General features: G+C 62.9%; 14 protein-coding genes. 6 read left to right on the forward strand and 8 right to left on the reverse strand.

The features are described 5' to 3' along the window. Positions 1–828: a M23 family metallopeptidase gene (locus KSS93_RS24105; protein WP_217886286.1), complete on the forward strand. Its 828-nt coding sequence runs from the start codon at positions 1–3 to the stop codon at positions 826–828. A gap of 431 nt (positions 829–1,259) precedes the next feature. Continuing rightward, positions 1,260–2,933: a 2-isopropylmalate synthase gene (leuA, locus tag KSS93_RS24110; protein ID WP_217840086.1), complete on the forward strand. Its 1,674-nt coding sequence runs from the start codon at positions 1,260–1,262 to the stop codon at positions 2,931–2,933. 56 nt (positions 2,934–2,989) lie between these two features. Here the strand turns inward: leuA and KSS93_RS24115 are convergent, their stop codons facing one another. Beyond that, complete coding sequence (locus KSS93_RS24115) at positions 2,990–4,195, reverse strand: ISL3 family transposase (RefSeq protein WP_217886287.1); 1,206 nt, start codon at positions 4,193–4,195, stop codon at positions 2,990–2,992. 338 nt (positions 4,196–4,533) lie between these two features. Between KSS93_RS24115 and KSS93_RS24120 the strand changes: the two genes are divergently transcribed. The 3 genes from KSS93_RS24120 to KSS93_RS24130 are packed head-to-tail and all read left to right on the forward strand — an operon-like array spanning position 4,534 to position 8,299. Beyond that, entirely contained in the window at positions 4,534–5,745 is a 1,212-nt protein-coding gene (locus tag KSS93_RS24120) for a DUF6384 family protein (protein WP_217886288.1), read from the forward strand. 4 nt (positions 5,746–5,749) lie between these two features. Beyond that, positions 5,750–7,114, forward strand: a complete 1,365-nt coding sequence (locus tag KSS93_RS24125) for a coiled-coil domain-containing protein (protein WP_217886289.1) — start codon at positions 5,750–5,752, stop codon at positions 7,112–7,114. A gap of 42 nt (positions 7,115–7,156) precedes the next feature. Continuing rightward, the gene (locus KSS93_RS24130; RefSeq protein WP_217886290.1) at positions 7,157–8,299 is read left to right on the forward strand and encodes a merozoite surface protein 3b; all 1,143 of its coding nucleotides are present in this window, start codon (positions 7,157–7,159) and stop codon (positions 8,297–8,299) included. 84 nt (positions 8,300–8,383) lie between these two features. Here the strand turns inward: KSS93_RS24130 and KSS93_RS24135 are convergent, their stop codons facing one another. The 5 genes from KSS93_RS24135 to zwf form a co-directional block, all read right to left on the reverse strand. Further along, the gene (locus KSS93_RS24135) at positions 8,384–9,112 is read right to left on the reverse strand and encodes a monalysin family beta-barrel pore-forming toxin (protein ID WP_217886291.1); all 729 of its coding nucleotides are present in this window, start codon (positions 9,110–9,112) and stop codon (positions 8,384–8,386) included. Between the two features lie 24 nt (positions 9,113–9,136). Beyond that, on the reverse strand, positions 9,137–9,814 hold the full coding sequence (locus tag KSS93_RS24140; protein WP_217886292.1) for a monalysin family beta-barrel pore-forming toxin: 678 nt from the start codon (positions 9,812–9,814) through the stop codon (positions 9,137–9,139). 139 nt (positions 9,815–9,953) lie between these two features. Then, positions 9,954–10,628 carry a bifunctional 4-hydroxy-2-oxoglutarate aldolase/2-dehydro-3-deoxy-phosphogluconate aldolase gene (locus tag KSS93_RS24145; protein WP_217886293.1) on the reverse strand — a complete coding sequence of 225 codons (675 nt, stop codon included), beginning with the start codon at positions 10,626–10,628 and terminating at the stop codon, positions 9,954–9,956. 17 nt (positions 10,629–10,645) lie between these two features. Beyond that, on the reverse strand, positions 10,646–11,359 hold the full coding sequence (pgl, locus tag KSS93_RS24150) for a 6-phosphogluconolactonase (protein WP_217886294.1): 714 nt from the start codon (positions 11,357–11,359) through the stop codon (positions 10,646–10,648). Continuing rightward, entirely contained in the window at positions 11,346–12,815 is a 1,470-nt protein-coding gene (zwf, locus tag KSS93_RS24155; protein WP_217886295.1) for a glucose-6-phosphate dehydrogenase, read from the reverse strand. Before zwf ends, pgl begins: the two co-directional genes overlap by 14 nt. Positions 12,816–13,053: 238 nt before the next feature. Here zwf and hexR point away from each other — a divergent pair, with 238 nt between their 5' ends. Further along, a complete protein-coding gene (gene hexR / locus KSS93_RS24160) occupies positions 13,054–13,917 on the forward strand; it encodes a MurR/RpiR family transcriptional regulator (RefSeq protein ID WP_217843642.1) in 864 nt (287 codons plus the stop codon). Here hexR and KSS93_RS24165 read toward each other — a convergent pair. Together KSS93_RS24165 and KSS93_RS24170 are read right to left on the reverse strand one after the other, a co-directional pair. Next, positions 13,910–14,764, reverse strand: a complete 855-nt coding sequence (locus KSS93_RS24165) for a D-hexose-6-phosphate mutarotase (protein ID WP_217886296.1) — start codon at positions 14,762–14,764, stop codon at positions 13,910–13,912. The genes hexR and KSS93_RS24165 overlap by 8 nt on opposite strands. 118 nt (positions 14,765–14,882) lie before the next feature. Then, positions 14,883–16,226 carry a carbohydrate porin gene (locus KSS93_RS24170; RefSeq protein WP_217886297.1) on the reverse strand — a complete coding sequence of 448 codons (1,344 nt, stop codon included), beginning with the start codon at positions 16,224–16,226 and terminating at the stop codon, positions 14,883–14,885. Positions 16,227–16,377 lie beyond the last annotated feature (151 nt).

A 16,377-nucleotide genomic window follows, 5' to 3' on the forward strand; every position in this document is an offset into this window, starting at 1 on the left:
ATGCCCCTCCTGTTCGCGCCCCTGCTCGCCCTCGCCCTGCTGCTGCCAATCAGCGCCGCCCAGGCCAGCTACATCACCCGCACCCTGAACAAGCCGGTGCCCGGCGGCGTTGCCGTGGTCGATCTGGGGCCTGCCGCCAGCGCCCCGTCGGCGCGCTTCGACGGCAAGCCGGTGCTGGTGGTCAGGGAGCAGGACACCTGGCTGGCCATCGTCGGCATCCCGCTGACGCAAAAGCCCGGCAGCGCGGTGCTGACCCAAGGCGGGCGCACTCTGGCGTTCAGCGTTGGCAGCAAGAAATACCCCGAGCAACACATCACCTTGAAGAACCAGCGCCAGGTCAATCCCAACCCCGACGACCTCAAGCGCATTGACCGCGAGCTTGCCGAGCAGATCAAGGCCTACCGCAGCTTCAGCCCGGCGCTGCCGAGCAACCTGATCCTCGACAAGCCGGTCAACGGCCCGCTGTCGAGCAAGTTCGGCGTGCGCCGCTTCTTCAACGGCGAAGAGCGCAACCCCCACGCCGGCCTGGACTTCGCCGTACCCGCCGGCACGCCAATCAAGACCCCGGCCAACGGCAAGGTAATCCTGGTGGGTGATTACTTCTTCAATGGCCGCACGGTGTTCGTCGACCATGGCCAAGGCTTCATCAGCATGTTCTGCCACATGTCGAAGATCGACGTGAAGCCCGGGCAGGTGCTGCGCCGCGGCGAAGTGGTGGGGCGCGTGGGCTCGACCGGGCGTGCCACCGGGCCGCACATGCACTGGAACGTCAGCCTGAACGATGCGCGGGTGGACCCGGCGATTTTCATTGGTGCGTTCCAGCCCTGAGACAGCGGCCCTGCTTCGCGGGCAAGCCCGCTCCCACAGGTACGACGAAGCGTTCGAAGGCTGTGATTTCCCTGTGGGAGCGGGCTTGCCCGCGAAGAGGCGAGCACCGCCACCATCACTTCACCTGTGTTGCGCCATTAAAAAATACTGCGCAACAATTAAAAACCTAAAAACACATCTCAGCGATAAAATCTCGCCTTAATGCATTTTTTAAGCATTCCTCTCAATTTTTTCGCAGTGCTTGCCATCCCCCACCCCACTGGTTAGGGTTGAGCACATGAAAACCTTCAGCACCCTCATCCTGCTCCGACAACATCGCAGCCTCAACCTGGTCAGCGCCCGACTACCAGGCTGATTCGCGTCGCCTCGCCCCTTCATCTTGTTACTGCCCGGCAGGCCCGATCTCGGCCGCACACAAAAGGATTGCTTCCATGACCATGCTCAAAGACCCTTCGAAGAAATACCGCGCCTTCCCGACCATCGACCTGCCCGACCGCACCTGGCCGTCGAAGGCCATCACCGAAGCGCCGATCTGGTGCAGCTCGGACCTGCGTGATGGCAACCAGTCGCTGATCGAGCCGATGGATTCGGAGAAGAAGCTGCGTTTCTGGAAGACCCTGGTGCAAGTGGGCGTGAAGGAAATCGAAGCCTCCTTCCCTTCCGCTTCGCAAACCGATTTCGACTTCGTGCGCACCCTGATCGAAGACGGCCACATCCCGGACGACACCACCATCCAGGTGCTCACCCAGGCCCGTGAAGACCTGATCGCCCGCACCTTCGAATCGCTGCGCGGCGCCAAAAAGGCCATCGTCCACCTGTACAACGCCACCTGCCCGTCGTTCCGCCGCATCGTCTTCAACCAGGACAAGCAGGGCGTCAAAGACATCGCTGTCAACGCTGCCAAGCTGTTCGTCAAGTACGCCGCCCAGCAGCCTGAGACGCAATGGACCTTCCAGTACTCGCCGGAAACCTTCAGCGCCACCGAACTTGAGTTCGCCAAAGAGGTGTGCGACGCGGTGATCGAGGTGTGGAACCCCACCCCTGAGCACAAGATCATCCTCAACCTGCCGGCCACTGTCGAAGTTGCCACGCCGAACGTCTACGCCGACCAGATCGAATGGTTCTGCCGCAACGTCAACCGCCGTGACAGCGTGATCATCAGCCTGCACTGCCACAACGACCGCGGCACCGGCATCGCCGCCACCGAGCTGGGCCTGATGGCCGGCGCCGACCGCGCCGAAGGCTGCCTGTTCGGCAACGGCGAGCGCACCGGCAACGTCGACCTGGTCACTCTGGCATTGAACCTCTACACCCAGGGCATCGACCCGCAGCTGGACTTCTCCGACATCGACGGCGTGCGCAAGGTGGTCGAGGAGTGCAACCAGCTGCCGGTGCACCCGCGTCACCCCTACGTCGGCGACCTGGTGCACACCGCGTTCTCCGGCTCGCACCAGGACGCGATTCGCAAGGGCTTCACCAAGCAGCAGGAAGGCGAGCTGTGGGAAGTGCCGTACCTGCCGATCGACCCTGCCGACATCGGCCGCAGCTACGAGGCGGTAATCCGCGTCAACAGCCAATCGGGCAAGGGCGGCATCACCTACCTGCTCGAGCAGGAATACGGCATCAGCCTGCCACGCCGCATGCAGATCGAGTTCAGCCAGGTGGTGCAAGGTGAAACCGACCGCCTGGGCCTGGAAATGACTGCCCAGCAGATCTACAAGCTGCTGCAGAAGGAATATCTGCAGGCCAACGCCCCCTACACCTTGGTCAGCCACCGCTTGCAGGAAGAAAACGGCAACAGCGCCGTGGAAGTGGAAGTCGCTGGTGAAGGCGAGACCAACCTGCACTGGCGCGGCAAGGGCAACGGCGCCCTGGAAGCCTTGGTCGCCGGCCTGCCGGTTGCAGTCGAAATCATGGACTACAACGAGCACGCCATCGGCGCCGGCACCAATGCAAAAGCTGCGGCCTACATCGAGCTGCGCGTGGCCGGTGGCCGCCCGGTGCACGGGGTGGGTATCGACGAGAACATCACCACCGCCAGCTTCAAGGCGCTGTTCAGTGCGCTCAACCGCTCGCTGAGCCAGCAGGAAGCCAAGGCTGCGTAAACAGCGGTTTGATGGCCAAGAGCCCGCATCCTCGATGCGGGCTTTTTTATGGTTCTTCACGGATTGCCGGGAAAGTCATTCTTGATCTTCATGAAAAAGAACTCGCTGTCCCGGTAGCCGTAAGCCATCCGCTTGATCACCTTGATCCGGTTGTTGATACCTTCCAACTGACCCGTGTGCATCGGCCACCGCACCCTACTCAGGATGCCGCGCCAGTATCCCTTCAGGCGTTTAGCGAACTGCTTCAATGCCGGTATCGCGCTTTCATCAGCTAGGCGTAGCCACTGCTTCCAGGCTGATCGCCAGCCCCAGGCGGTGGTGGGTGACCACAGGGCTTTGAGCTCTGCCTTCATCAGATAAACCGTCATCAGCGATTGGTTAGCTGCTAGCAGATCCTGCAGATGTACCTGCTGATCTTCTCGCTTGAGATTTTCTGGATTACGCAGCAGGAGCCACCGCGCTTGCTTGATCACCTTGCGGGCGGGTTTGTCATGGCGCAAGCGGTTGGCCTCATCGACCCGCACCCGGTCAATTACCTCTCGCCCATACTTAGCGACCACATGAAACAGGTCATAGACCACGCGTGCCTGCGGGCAATGTTGGCGTACCTCCAGGTCAAATGCGGTGTTCATGTCCATTGCCACTGCTTCGATCCGTGCACAGCCCTCCGGCCCCAGCTCTTCAAAAAAGGGTCTGACAGCAGCTCGGCTACGCCCCTCGCCAATCCACAGCACCCGGCGGGTATCAGCATCCAGAACCACGCTGGCATAGCGATGCCCTTTGAACAGAGCGAACTCATCCATCACCAAGCGCCTGGGCTGGGCCTTCGGTAGATTTTCCAGTGCGTGTTGTAGCGCCCGTCGCTCCAGTAAGCGCACGCTGTCCCAATGCAAACCAAACAGCTCGGCGACGTGCAGGGTGGGCAGTCTTTGGCAAGACTGGATCACCGCCTCGGCCAAGCGCTTGGTCATCCGCGAATAGCGATCAAGCCAACGGACTGACTCCATTCGCTTGCCGCATGCCCTGCACCCGACGCGCCGCAGTTCAACATTCAACCGCACTGCACGGCCAAGAATGGGTAGGTCACGGATTGAGCGCTGGCAGTATTCGTGGATGGTGGTGCTGGACTGATGACAGCCGCTGCAAGTGGGGAATCGGGTGGGCTGCGGAATCAGGTCGATCAGCAGGTCATCGCCATCAGGCCTGATCGCAGTGACAGAAAAGCCCTCCCAGAAGGGCAGAAACGTATTAATATCGTGCACAAGAACGCCGGTTTGTAGATGTGTTTGCTCGCACGAACATCATCCATCAAACCGGCGTTCTTGTTTCTGTCTTTCCCGGGATTCCGTGAAGAACCTTTTTTATTGCCTGCACGGGCCACATCGCCGGCAAGCCGGCTCCTGCCGAGTGCACCGCCTGTAGGGGCCCGCAGCGATGGGTTGCAGGGCAACGCTTTTATTTTTGCCCAGCCCTGAGTCGAGCCATCATTTCGCCTGCAAGTCTGGATATACTGCCCCACCCCCTTCCTCACTCATGCAAGGACCCCCATGAGCCATCGCCCGGAGCGCGAGCCGCGCCGCCACACTGTGGAACTCCACCGATGAGTGTCTCGCTCAGCGAACAGATGGGGGCCATGGCCCTGGTCGACCAGCTTCGCCACCGCGACATGGAAATCCAGGAGCACCTTGACCTGCCCCGGCGCCGCGCCGAGGTGGCCGAGCGTATCCGCACCTATTACCAGAACAACGGCATCGCCTTCGACGACACAGTCATCGATGAAGGCGTACGCCAGTTCTTCTCGCGCCGGCTGGTGTTCGAAGCCCCCGCCCTGAGCCGCCGGCAACGCCTGCTGGCGCGCCTGTTCCTGGGCCGCGCCAAGTTGCTGAACTATGCCGTCGCCACCCTGATGACCCTGCTCATGGCGCTGTATGCCTACTGGCAGCTGGAAACCCGGGTGGATGAAAGAGCCGAACAGGTGGTGGTCAACAGCCAGGCCCTGCAGGGCGAAATCGCCGCGCAGCGCCAGCGCCTGGAACAGACCAAACTGCGCCTGAAGCGCCAGCCGAACGCCATGGCTGCAGACCTGCTGGCCAAGGCCGAGCGCCTGTTACCCGGCACTCAACCACCAGTTTCGCTGAACCCGGCCGCCTTCCCTGACCGCAAGGCTTTCAGGGCTCAGGTGAGCAAAGCCCAGGCCGACATCAAAGGCACGCGCCAGAACGTAAACAGCGTGCGCAAACGGCTGAACCGCATCGACCACCTGTATGCCAGCCTCGACCGCCAGCAACAGCTGCTAGCGCGCCTGAAGGGCATGCCGCTGGACGCGGCCGATCGCAAGCAACTGACCGGCTGGATCAACAATGCCGGCACGCAGATCAACGCACTGCAACTGGAAACCGCAGACAACGCCCTCGAAGGCGTGAAGGACTACCTGGACTATGCCGCCGCCCCCCTGGCCCTAAAGCTGGTCGACCGCCCAGGCATCAAGTCCGGCGTGGAACGCTGCTACGAAGCCAGCGGCTGCAGCGAGAACAGCACCCGCGGCAAAAGCTGGTACCTGATCGTCGAGGCCCTGGACGCCGCCGGCAAGCCAGCCTATGTGCCGGTCACCAGCGTGGAGGACAACCAGACCCGCTGGGCCAGGCAGTTCGGCGTGCGAGTCAGCCGGGACGAGTACCTGCGGGTGCGCCAGGACAAGCTCGAAGACGGCCATGTCAGCCAGCGTCATATCGGCGAGAAAGCCGCCAACAGCCTGAAGCTGCGCTTCACCCAGCGCACCAGTGCCGACCCCGACATGATCCTGCAATGGTAACGCCATGACCCCGACCGCCCTCGTGAACGCGCTCGAAAACAACTCGCGCCAGGCCGAACAACAGCTGCGCGAAGCCGAGCAGGCACTGTGCGTCGAGTCCGAGCAGCAAACCCGGCTCGAGCACCTGATCAGCTCGAAACTGACCGAAATCGCCAGCCTGCAGCTCAAACTCGACCCCTCCCGCCACCAGCAGGCCCAGGCATTGCTGGAGCAACGCGAACTCGCCAGGGCCCGGCTCGGCGAAGAACTTCAGGCCGCAGAGCAGCTCATCGCCGCCCGCCTGCAAAGGCGCCAGCAGCTGCACCAGGCCATCGACCGCCAGGCCGCCCAGGCGCGCGACCTGCTTGAGCAGGACCCGTCCTACCGCCAGTTGCTCGAACAGCTCGAAGCAACCCAGCAGGCCGAGCTGCAAGCCCATGCCGGTTACGATGAGATCCGCGAAGAGTGCGCCAGCAAGCTGCAAGGCTATACAGGCAACCCGCTGTACCGCTTTCTCAAGGCGCGCCGCTATGGCACCGATGAATACTGCGGCGCCCGGCTGGCGCGGGCGATGGACAGCTACCTCGCGCAATGGGTGGACTTTCGCAGCAACTACGCCAACGAGCAGATCCTGCTGGCCATGCAGGCACGCAACGAGACCCAGCGCCACGCGCTCGGCGAAGCACTGGCGCAATTGCAGGCGCAACACCAGCAGCGCCTGGACGGCGTCGGCTCAAGCGCCGAGGTGCAGGCGCTGAAAGATGAACAATCGGGCCTGGACGGCCTGCTGGCCGAGTCCAAGGCCCATGCCAGTTCGCTGAATGCGCAACTGAGCGCCTTCGCACAGCAGCGTGACCCATACCTGCAGCAGATTCGTCAGGGCATCGCCGACCAGCTCAGGGCCCGCCCGCTGGCCGAGCTGATCGTCGAGGCGGCCAAGACCCCCTCCCCCCATGACGATGTGCTGGTGAGCGACCTGCAACTGCTGCATGCGCGGCTGCGGGAGCTTCAGCAGCGCATGCAGGGCGTGCAACTCGAGGCATCAGACAAACGCCGCCTGTACGACCGCGCCAAGACCATCGAGTACGCCCTGCGAGACGCCCACTACAAAGACCCGAGCCACGAGTACGAACTGCGCCACCCCATCGAGCAGATCCTCGACGACTACATGGGCGGCGTGCTTGACCAGCAGGCCGTGCAGCGCCTGCTCGAGGAAGGCCGCCAGTTCGTGCCGCTGCACCGGCGCGGCGACCCCAGAAACCACCAGTGGGGTACCCGCTCCAGCCACTCCTCAGGTGGTTTCTCCGGCTCCGGCAGCATCGGCGGCGGTGGTTTCAGAACCTCCGGCAGTTCAGGCGGCGGGGGCTTTCGTACCACTGACAGCTTCTGACCCGCACATCCAGACCAGACAGCCACTCATGCAAGGACTCCCATGAGCCAATACCTCGAACGCGCCCTCGAAGGCCTGCGCAAACTCGGCATCTCTTTCGGCAAGCCGGCCCAACCGGCCCCGGTATTGATGCTGCTGGACAAGGTCGCCCACTACGACAACCAGCGCATCACCGGTATCGCTGCAGTGCTGCAACAGGCGACCCTGTTCAACCAGACCGTGCGTGAGCAGATCGCCGGCATGGACATCTCCGACCGCTACATGAACATCACCGACAGCTTCACCTCGATCCGCGAGGATGCTGCCGCCATGGCCACGTGGATGGACGACGGCCGCCTGGACACCCTCGAACGCCTGAAAATGGCCTGGATGCACATGATGCGCGGCTCGATCCCCAGCCGCTTCGAAGATATCCGCAAGCACTACCTCGAGGTGTGCGCCGCCGCCAGCGACCAGATCAGCCGCGAGAGCCTGATCCTGGAGTCGTACATGGACTTCCGCCTGGCGATGAAAACCGCCGAAGTGGATGCGCAGGAAGTGTTGACCCTTGCTGGCCGGGCGCTGCAGGAGCGCACCCAGGCACTGGATGCGGCCAACGCCAGCGTGGCGGCAGCCGAAAGTGAAGAACCGGCCCGCCGCGCGGCGCTGGAACTGACCCGCGACGAGGCGGTGCGTGCGCTGCAGAACGAAGACAAGAGCTACCAGATCGTCAAGGATATCGCCGACGACCTGCGGGTCGGCTACAACACCGCCGAGATGGTGTTCGCCCGCATCAGCCAGGTGCACGTGGTCAAGGAGCGCCAGTACCAGCGCATGGTGTCGTTCTTCGCCACCAACGAGGTAGTGCTCACCAGCCTGGCCGTGTCGTTCACCGCCAACCAGGGCATGGCCGAGGCTACCCACACCCTCAACGCCACCACCGACGGCATCAACAAGGGCCTCGAAGCCTTGGGCGAGCTGGGCAACCAGCAGCTCGGCGCCGCCATGAAAGCCAGCTACGGCTCGACCCTGCGGGTTGAATCGGTGCGTGCCCTGGCCCAGGCTACCCTGGACTTCCAGAGCGACATGAAAGGCCTGACCGCCACCTACCGCGCCGAGTCGACCAAGGCGGCGCAGGAGATCTCCGACGCCGTAGAGGACGCCAAGCGCGCGTTCTCCGCGCTGCTCAGCAAAGCTTCGCAGTAACCGGCAAGGGGCTGCATTGCAGCCCCTGCCTTTTCATCTTCAAGCAGGCACCGCGTCCCTTCACAGGGCCACGCCGACAGGCCTTCAATAGCGGGAACCCGGAAGGTTGTAGGCCTTCCAGTCCAATGCCCAGCGGCCACTGTTTTGGTTAACGTCATACCCTTTCATCAAAGCCGCGATCTGAATTTCATCCCACCCCAGCGGGGCGATGGAATGCTTGCCTGCGACCGCCACCGTGGATTCGGTGGCCACCGAAGTCAGGAAGTACAAGTCTTCCCGGTCCTTGACCTGCCTGTACTTGGCGTACTTGAAGAAGTCCGAATAGTTGCCAGCCGACGTCACGCAATGAGCATATACGTAATGCATCTGGTAAATATTGAATACACCCGGCCCTTCCATCTCGACCTTGCGGGTGTTGACCGTGGAGCCATGGATTCCTTCACTGGTGCTGCTGGTCAACTTGCCACCCACCGCACTCAGCAAAAAACCGGCACCTAAACCCACTTCCATCTCCAGCGTCGAGGTGAATGTCGAGCTGTAGCCTTCCGTTACTGCCACTTCCTGTATGTGTTTGACACTGCTGGGGACGCGCACGGTATTCAGGTGGGAAAGGTATGCCATTATCGGGGTAGTGTAGGTCCCCCAATCCTGCGGCCCCAGGCGCATGTCGCCATAAACAGTTTTATCGTATATCCAGCAACCCGCATTGACCGCCCCGTCACTGCCGAACAGATAGTTCTCGATTTCATAAGATCCGCGCTTGTGCGGGAAGTTACCAATATCCTTGATCATGGCCTCGTCGATAAAGCTCATCGCAACAGACTCCTGCGTTATTCGTCATTTATATCGATTGAAAGGGATAGCTGCCACAGACTGGTCAAACTCGAGTGAGCCCAGCTTTCCTGCGGCAAGTACCGCCTGCCTGACCGCTTGCCAGCCAGGTGCCTCAACGGCCTGACTCTCGTCCACGACGACCAGCCGATCCGTACTCACCGACGACACCAACAACCACTGGCCCGTCACTTCGCTGAATACGCGGCCCAACTTGGCGTTGCTTGGCTTGCCATCCACCAGGCAATGGGCATAGGCAATATTGACCTGGTAAACCAGGTACGCCTTGTCATCGTTCAGGTAAACGTCACGCGCCTGTTCGACCGGCTTGCCCCATAAAATATCGGCAGGCAAGTCGGTCACGATGCGGGACAGTGTATTGACCCGATTGATGCCCGGGCGCACCTTGAAAGGCACCCCGAGGCCTGCAAGAAAGTCCCGGTTCAAACCGCACTGATAGTGCTGCGAATGGACATAAGGCCCCGAGCTCTGTTTCTGCACCCGTGCGCAATAAGAAAGGTAGGCATAGACCGGGCGGGTAAAGCACTCCACGACAACCCCGTCTATCTTTATGTCGCCAATGACCGTTTGCCCCGCTACCCAACTTCCCGCTTGCACGCCCTGCTCACCGTACAAATAGCGCTCTATTTCATAAGAGCCTTTAAGTTCTTCATGGCTGCTCACTGGGCAACCTCCTTCTGACTGAGCGAGGCACCAACTTAAAATTCGTGCGCTCGGCAGATCAGCAGGAAGACTTTCTTGCAGGCAAAAAAAGGGGCGCCGACCAAGCGCCCCATAACCGTGTAGCACACAACGAAATTGTTCAGTCCAGCAGGGCCATCGCCTCGGCGCTGCAGGCCTCGATACGCGCCCAGTCACCGTTCTTGATCCAGCTGCTGTCGAGCATCCAGGTGCCGCCCACGCACATCACGTTGGGCAGGGCCATATAGTTGCGCACGTTGGCCGGGTTGACCCCGCCGGTGGGGCAGAAGCGGATGTCGCCGAACGGGCCGGCGAAGGCCTTGATCGCTGACACCCCGCCGCTGATCTCGGCCGGGAACAGCTTGAAGCGCCGGTAACCGAGGGCGTAGCCCATCATGATCTCCGACGGCGTGCTGATGCCTGGCAGCAGCGGGATGTCGCTGTCCACGCCGGCTTCGAGGATGTCCTGGGTGATGCCCGGGGTTACCACGAACTGCGCACCAGCAGCCTCGACCTTGGCGAACATGCTGCGGTCAAGCACCGTGCCGGCACCGACGCACAGCTGCGGGCGCTGCTCGCGCAGCACCTGGATGGCCTTCAGGCCGTGCTGCGAGCGCAGGGTGACTTCCAGAGTGCGAATGCCGCCAGCGGCCAGGGCATCGGCCAGCGGCAGGATGTCTTCCTCACGGGCGATGGTGATGACCGGCAGGATGCGCGCCTTTTTGCATATGGCGTCGATGCGGTCGGCCTTTTCGGCCATCGAGAGCAAAGGCTGTGGGCGTTCGAGGGTGGTCATGACAGTGGATCCTTGGCTCATGGGCACCAGTAGATGCTCAGGGGGTCGTGAAGAAAGGCGCGAATCGGCATTTCGGTAAGGTCGTTGCCCGCCAGCGCGGCGCGCAGGGTAGCGAGTTTGCCCGCCCCTTGCACCGACAATACGGTCAGCCCGGCAGTGGCCAGCAGTGCACGGGTCATCGACAGGCGCTGGCGCGGCACGCTCGGCGCCAGCAACGGCAGGCAGCGGCGCTTGCCGGAGGGGTTCAGGCCTTCAAGCAGGTTGGGGCTGGCCGGGAACAGCGACGCGGTATGGCCATCGTCACCCATGCCCAGTACCAGCACATCGATTGGCGGCAGCGCGGCGAGTGCTTCGTCGGCCTGTTCGGCGGCGATGCCCAGGCTTGCAGCGCTGTGGTACAGGCCGATGAAACGGGCCTTGGCCGCCTCGCCCTTGAACAGGTGGCGGGCCAGCAGGCCTGCGTTGCTGTCGGGGTGCTCCACCGGCACCCAGCGCTCGTCGGCCAGGCTCACGGTGACCTTCGACCAGTCCAGCGCCTCGCTGGCCAGCTTCTCGAGAAACGGCACCGGGCTGCGCCCGCCGGACAGCACCACGCAGGCCTGGCCCTTGCTGGCGATGGCCTGGCGCAGACGCCCGGCCACATCAGCGGCCAATGTGGCCGCAAGGGTTGGCCCGTCGGCCAGCGGGTGCACCGTCACGCTTGCCGGCAATTGCAGTTCAGATATCGCCATACCAGGCCCTCCCGTCTCGTGTAATCAGTGCAATCGAGCTCATCGGCCCCCAGGAGCCGGCGGCATAGGGCTTGGGCGCCTCGCCGCTGTTCTTCCAGCCGGCGATCAGCTGGTCGCACCAGGTCCAGGCGTACTCGATCTCGTCCTTGCGCACGAACAGGTTCTGGTTGCCACGCATCACCTCGAGCAACAGGCGTTCGTAGGCATCCGGAATCCGCGCGCTGCGCCAGGTGTCGGAAAAATTCAGCTGCAACGGGCCGCTGCGCAGTTGCATGCCCTTGTCCAGGCCCTGCTCCTTGGTCATCACCCGCAGCGAGATGCCTTCGTCCGGTTGCAGGCGAATGATCAGCTTGTTGCCGATCTGCAGGCGCTGTTCCGGGGCGAAGATGTAGTGCGGCGTCTCTTTGAAGTGGATGACGATCTGCGAAAGCTTTTGCGGCATGCGCTTGCCGGTGCGCAGGTAGAACGGCACCCCCGACCAGCGCCAGTTACGAATGTCGGCGCGCAGGGCAACGAAGGTTTCGGTGTCGCTCTGGGCGTTGGCGTTGTCTTCTTCCAGGTAGCCGGGCACCGGCTTGCCGTCGCTGTAGCCGGCGATGTACTGGCCGCGCACCACGCGGGTGCCCAGGCCCTCGCCGGTGATCGGTGCCAGTGCCTTGAGCACCTTGACCTTCTCGTCGCGGATGCTGTCGGCCGACAGGTCGCTGGGCGGGTCCATGGCGATCAGGCACAGCAGCTGCAGCAGGTGGTTCTGGATCATGTCGCGCAGCTGGCCGGCCTTGTCGAAGTAACCCCAGCGGCCCTCGATGCCGACCTTCTCGGCCACGGTGATCTCCACATGGGAGATGGAGTTCTGGTTCCACTGGGTTTCGAACAGGCTGTTGGCGAAACGCAGCGCGATCAGGTTCTGTACCGTTTCTTTGCCCAGGTAATGGTCGATGCGGTACACCCGGTTTTCGGGGAAAAACCGCGCCACCGCATCATTCACCCGGCGCGACGACTCCAGGTCGTGGCCGATGGGCTTTTCCAGCACCACCCGGGTGCGTGGCGCAAGGCCGGCCTTGTCGAGGTTTTCGCAGATGGCGCCGTACACCGCTGCGGCGGTGGCGAAATAGGCGATCAACGGCAGCCCGGCGGGGGCGTGTTCGGCCAGGGTCTGATAGCCCTCGGGCTGGACGAAGTCCAGGTGCAGGTAGTCAAGACGGGCGAAGAAGCGCCCGAGGGTGGCCGGGTCGATCTCGGCCTCGGGCACGTGGCGGCGCAGGTGCGCCTCGATGTTCTGCAGGTGCTCCTGGGCACTGCCAGGCTCCCGGGCCAGGGCCAGCAGGCGGGTGTCCGCGTGCAGCAAATTGGCGCGGTCAAGCTGGTAGAGCGCGGGGAACAGCTTGCGCAACGCCAGGTCGCCAAGGGCGCCAAACAGGGCAAAGGTGCAAGGTTCTACACTGATCGCAGCCATGATGTTGGTTCTTTTATTAAAGTTGAGCTAGGAATACCGGTTTCAACCCGGTTTTACAAGGGTCAATGTAGTAAAAACAACAACATTAGCCCCAACTGATACAGACAAGTGGTGTGACAACCTCAGCGACAGTACGATAGACAACTTTGCAAAAAGCCTGCAGCCCAGCCTGCCGTCTGTCTGCCCGGGCCGGCCCTGCAAGCCGCCCCTTCAAAACAAGGACCCCACCATGGACCGCGTGCGCAACCTCCTGGAACAGATCCAGGGCCGCCTGGACGAGCTTAACAAGGCCGAGCGCAAGGTCGCCGAGGTCATCCTGCTGAACCCGCAGCAAGCCACCCGCTTCAGCATCGCCGCCCTGGCCCAGGCGGCCAAGGTCAGCGAACCGACCGTCAACCGTTTTTGCCGCTCGTTCGGCGTAAGCGGTTACCCCGAGCTCAAGCTGCAACTGGCGCAGAGCCTGGCCAGCGGCGCCGCCTATGTAAGCCGCGCCGTGGAAGCCGATGACGATCCGGCCGCCTACACGCAAAAAATCTTCGGCAGCGCCATCGCCTCGCTGGACAGCGCCTGCCAGGCATTGGACCCGCAGCAGGTCAGCCGCGCCGTGGACATGATGATCCAGGCCCGGCAGATCCACTTCTTCGGCCTGGGCGCGTCGGCCCCGGTGGCGCTGGATGCCCAGCACAAGTTCTTCCGCTTCAACCTGGCCGTATCGGCCCATGCCGATGTGCTCATGCAGCGCATGCTGGCCTCGGTGGCCCACACCGGCGACTTGTTCGTGATCATCTCCTACACCGGGCGCACCCGCGAACTGGTCGAGGTGGCGCGCCTGGCGCGCGAGAACGGCGCCTCGGTACTGGGCCTGACCGCCGCCGGCTCGCCACTGGCCCAGGCCTGCAGCCTGAGCCTGCACATTCCGCTGCCCGAAGACACCGACATCTACATGCCGATGACCTCGCGGATCATCCAGCTCACCGTGCTCGACGTGCTGGCCACCGGCATGACCCTGCGCCGCGGCTCGGACTTTCAGCCGCACCTGCGCAAGATCAAGGAAAGCCTCAACGCCAGCCGCTACCCCATCGAAGACGACGACCTCAACTGAGCCGGTGCGCCTGCAAACGCAGGTGCGCCCGCTCGCCCGGCGCCAGGCTCAGCCCGGCGTCACTGCCGCTGGCCGCCTCCACGCAGACGAACCCCTGGCACTCGCGCCCGGTCACACCCATCAGCGGGCGGTTGCCGGGGTGCCAGACCACGGTGTCGTCGCTGTCGCCGGTGTCGATGCACAGCTCGCGCTGCCAGGCCGGGTCCTGCAACTGCACCTTCGGCGTACCCGGGTACACCTTCTGGCAGCCGCCACGCAGCTTCAGCGCACCGTCTTCGCGGCACACCTGGCGGTTGAGACGGTCGTAACCTTCGATATCCTCAAGCCCGGACAGCGCTACCTTTGACACGTCACTGATACGCCAGTAGGCCAGCAGTGCATGGCTAAGCTGGCAGGGCTCGCTGTCCTGGTGCTCGGTGGACAGGCTCAGCTCCATGCTGGCGCCCAGCCGGGCGTGCAGGTCGACCTGCCAGTCGCACAAATCCAGCCGCCACTTGAGCGTAACGCCCTCCTCGTCCTCGCTGCTTTGCACCAGCTTCCAGTCCAGCAGCCGTGCCCAGCCGTGGGCCGGCCACAGGTCTTCGCTGGGGTGGCGGCCATACCACGGCCAGCACACCGGCACACCGCCACGGATCGCGCCCACCTGCGGCCACTGCTCGGCGCACCACAGCCAGGGCTTTTCACCGGCCGGCTGAAAATGCAGCAACTGCCCGCCCTGGCGGCTGAACACGGCCTGGCAGCGCGGGTGGTCGATGACCAGGACATCGCGCTGCTGGTAACGCTCCCACTCGAACGTCGGCCGTGGCCGGTGCGTGGTGAAGAAGCGATGTAGCGGATGTTCAGGCATGGTTCCAGGCTCTTTGTTGTTCGAGATAGCGCTGTCTCGGCCGGTACCCGCTAACCACTGCAGACCAGTGGCTAGCGGAAGGCCGAAAATGGATGGCGTAAATTTACAACAATTTTTCTCAGAATGACGACTGAATCTTCAAGCCTGCGACCAGCGCGTTATCCACATCGTCCACACCACCGGGGCTCTTGATGTACTGAAGGTTCGGCCGTACGGTCAGCCAGTTGGTGACGTGGAAGCCGTAGTAGAGCTCGGCGTTGTACTCGGTGCGCTGCAGCGGCACGAAGCCCGGGTTGTCGTAGTCGTTGATGCCGCTGACCGCGTTGAGCTGCTCGGCGCGCTTTTTCACATCGTCGTTGACGTGAATGCGGGCGATGCCGAAGCCGATATCATCCTTGGGCCGCGCATCGAAGGCGCCTTTGTACACCATGCCCACCTGCTGGTAGTTGTCGACCACGTTGGTGGCCTTGTCGTGCACGGTGAAGTTGGCGAACAGGCTCAGGCCGCGGCTGGCGTCACCACTGTGAGCGGTGACCTGCTGCTGCGCCACCACCCACCAGCCGTGCTTGCTGGAGTGCGACTTGAAGCCCGTGCCGGTCAGCCCCTGGGGGTTGCCGTTGACGTCGTCGTAGATATCGTCGGCCTTGGCGGTGCTGTAGTAGTAGCCCAGGCGGTACTCGCCCGGCAGCCCGTTGACCTGCGGCGACCAGACCATCTCCACCGGCAGGATGGCGCCCTTGGTGCCGCTGCCACTGAGCTTGAAGCCGTTGCCGGTTTCAAGGTTGGACGGGTTCTGCTCAAACGCCCCCACCTGCACGAAGAACTCGGGGGTGATGTTGTACTTGACCCGCAACGCCCACTGGCTCACCGGCCAGTTGTACCAGATGCCGCCCACCCAGTTGCCCACCTGCGAGCCGCAGAACGCCAGGTTCTGGAAGTCGCAGGGGAAGCTGTTGAAGTCCTCGCCCGGGCCGTAGCGGCCGACCTTCACGTCCAGCGCGCCGTCGAAGTACTTCTGCTTGACCCACATCTGCGTCAGGCGCCAGGTCTGGCCGCGGCCCCACACCTCCTGCACCGAGCTGAACTGCCCGGCGCGCGGGTCGCTGATGCGGTCGTTGGACAGGTTGCGCCCGCTGCGCTCGGTGATCGCCAGCTTGAACTCGGCGTCATGCCAGCCAAAGATCTTCTGCAGGTCCAGGTGCGCGCCCAGGGCGAACTGGTCGCTGTAGCGGGCGGTCTTGTCGTCGTTGTAGCCGCCGTGCAGGTTGCCCGCCACTTCACCGACGTAGTCGAGGGTGAAGTCGTAGCCCTTGTCCAGCAGCTCGGTGCGGGTGCCGCCCCAGTCGCCGGTCATCCACTTGGACTGCGACGAAAAAGCCTCGGCAGCCTGTGCGCCACTGCTGCCGACGATGGCCAGCAAGGCCAGCGAGCCCAGGGCCCTGATGCGATTGCGCTGTTCCATTCCTTTGCGTCCTCTTTTCTTGTTATTTAACAGAACGATTTGACCAACATGCCTTTACAGGCGGCTTTCTGACGTTACACATGCCCTCTACAGGAACCACTGACCTGTGCTGCCTTTACTGGCCCCATCGCCGGCAAGCCGGCTCCTACAG

It is taken from the genome of Pseudomonas xanthosomatis (assembly GCF_019139835.1).
Classification (GTDB): Bacteria; Pseudomonadota; Gammaproteobacteria; order Pseudomonadales; family Pseudomonadaceae; genus Aquipseudomonas; species Aquipseudomonas fakonensis.

Coding starts and splice junctions, on each gene's coding strand:
- KSS93_RS24105 (WP_217886286.1), top strand. CDS start 1: ATGCCCCTCCTGTTCGCGCCCCTGCTCGCCCTCGCCCTGCTGCTGCCA.
- leuA (WP_217840086.1), top strand. CDS start 1,260: ATGACCATGCTCAAAGACCCTTCGAAGAAATACCGCGCCTTCCCGACC.
- KSS93_RS24120 (WP_217886288.1), top strand. CDS start 4,534: ATGAGTGTCTCGCTCAGCGAACAGATGGGGGCCATGGCCCTGGTCGAC.
- KSS93_RS24125 (WP_217886289.1), top strand. CDS start 5,750: ATGACCCCGACCGCCCTCGTGAACGCGCTCGAAAACAACTCGCGCCAG.
- KSS93_RS24130 (WP_217886290.1), top strand. CDS start 7,157: ATGAGCCAATACCTCGAACGCGCCCTCGAAGGCCTGCGCAAACTCGGC.
- KSS93_RS24135 (WP_217886291.1), bottom strand. CDS start 9,112: ATGAGCTTTATCGACGAGGCCATGATCAAGGATATTGGTAACTTCCCG.
- KSS93_RS24145 (WP_217886293.1), bottom strand. CDS start 10,628: ATGACCACCCTCGAACGCCCACAGCCTTTGCTCTCGATGGCCGAAAAG.
- pgl (WP_217886294.1), bottom strand. CDS start 11,359: ATGGCGATATCTGAACTGCAATTGCCGGCAAGCGTGACGGTGCACCCG.
- zwf (WP_217886295.1), bottom strand. CDS start 12,815: ATGGCTGCGATCAGTGTAGAACCTTGCACCTTTGCCCTGTTTGGCGCC.
- KSS93_RS24165 (WP_217886296.1), bottom strand. CDS start 14,764: ATGCCTGAACATCCGCTACATCGCTTCTTCACCACGCACCGGCCACGG.
- KSS93_RS24170 (WP_217886297.1), bottom strand. CDS start 16,226: ATGGAACAGCGCAATCGCATCAGGGCCCTGGGCTCGCTGGCCTTGCTG.